Here is a 1610-nt window from a genome sequence, read left to right on the forward strand (position 1 = left end):
GGGCGGGCAGGATGGCGGGGTGGACGTGCGCGAGGCGGTGGCGATGGCCGAGGAGCTGCTGGCCGAGCACGGCCTCGCCGGCTGGACGGTCGTGGTGGACCGGGCGCGCACCCGGGCCGGGGTGTGCCGGGAGGACCGCCGCCAGATCGGGCTCAGCGGGCCGCTGACCGCGCTGCACGCGCCGGAGGAGGTGCGCGACACCGTCCTGCACGAGATCGCCCACGCCCTGGTGGGCACCCGCCACGGGCACGACGCGGTGTGGCGGGAGACCGCGCGCCGCCTGGGCTGCTCGGGCACGCGCACCACCTCCGCGCCGCGCCCGGCGGGCCGCTGGCGCGGGGTGTGCCCGGCCGGGCACGTCGCGACCCGGCACCGGCGCCCGGCGCGGCTGGTGGCGTGCGGGGCGTGCGGGCGCGGATTCGACCCCGCGCACCTGCTGCGCTGGCACCTCGACGGCCGCGAGGTGCCGGTGGCGCAGATGGGCGAGCAGTACCGCGCGGACCACCGCGCCCTGCTGGCCGGGCTGCTGACCTCCCCCGCGCCGGCGGCCGCCGCGCCGCCGCTGCCGGTGGGCACGGCGGTGCGGCTGCTGGGCAGCGGCCGCTACGCCGGGCTGACCGGGCGGGTGCTGCGCCGGGCCCGCACCCGCTACCACGTGCAGACACCGCTGGGGGTGCTCACCGCGCCCTTCGCGGCGGTGCGGCCGCTGGGGGCGGCCGGCGGCCCGCCCGGCTGAGCGCCGGCCGGGCCGCGCGCCCGGTGCCCGCTCAGGGGCGGCAGAGCACCTCCCCGTGCGTCATGGTCGTCCACCCGTCCGGGTCCGCGGCCCACGCGCGCCAGGCGGCGGCCAGGCGCTGCACGCCGTCCTCGCCGTCCTCGCCGTCCCCGGCGGCCAGCGCGCGCAGCCGGCCGGCCAGCGGCTCGCCGGAGGTGCGCTCGGCCCACGTGCCGCCCCACCAGGCACGGTCCTCCGCGGTGGCGAACAGCCACACCGACGCCGAGGGCACCACCTCGCTGAAGCCGGCGGCGCGGGTCCAGGCGAGCAGGTGCGCGCCGGCGTCCGGTTCGCCGCCCGCGGCGCGCGCGGCGGCGCGGTACCGCTCGCGCCACTGCGCCAGGGCCTCCTGCTGCGGGTGCCAGTGGACCGTGGCGTAGTCGGCGTCGCGCACGGCGACGGTGCCGCCGGGGCGGCACACGCGGCGCATCTCGCGCAGCGCGGCGACGGGGTCGGGCAGGTGCTGGAGCACCTGGTGGGCGTGCACGACGTCGAACTCGCCGTCGGCGAAGGGCAGCGCGCAGGCGTCGGCGACGCTCAGCTCCACGTGGACGCCGCGCTCGGCGGCGGCCGCGCGGGCGGTGTCCAGGACCTGCGCGGAGCTGTCGACGCCCACCACCCGGCCGGGGGCGACGCGGGCGGCCAGGTCCGCGGTCAGGGTGCCCACGCCGCAGCCGACGTCGAGCAGGGACTGCCCGGGGCGCAGGCGCGGCAGCAGGTGGGCGGCGGAGTTGGCGGCGGTGCGGCGGCCGTGGGAGCGCCGCACGGCCTCGTCGTAGCCGTGGACGTACCCGGGCGCCGGGGCGGGCGCCCGGGTACGTCCACGGCTACGACG

At 80.9% G+C, this 1610-nt stretch carries 2 protein-coding genes; one reads left to right on the forward strand and one right to left on the reverse strand.

Annotation, left to right across the window (positions count from 1 at the left end; genetic code table 11):
• Positions 1 to 736, forward strand: a 736-nt coding sequence (locus tag GTR00_RS20385) for a SprT-like domain-containing protein (RefSeq protein ID WP_240900713.1), incomplete at its 5' end; no start/stop codon positions are given.
• Positions 737 to 767: 31 nt separating this feature from the next.
• Here GTR00_RS20385 and GTR00_RS20390 read toward each other — a convergent pair.
• Positions 768 to 1610: methyltransferase domain-containing protein (locus GTR00_RS20390; protein WP_240900714.1), on the reverse strand; the 843-nt coding region annotated here is incomplete at its 5' end.

It is taken from the genome of Kineococcus indalonis (assembly GCF_009906395.1).
In the GTDB taxonomy this organism is placed as follows: domain Bacteria; phylum Actinomycetota; class Actinomycetes; order Actinomycetales; family Kineococcaceae; genus Kineococcus; species Kineococcus indalonis.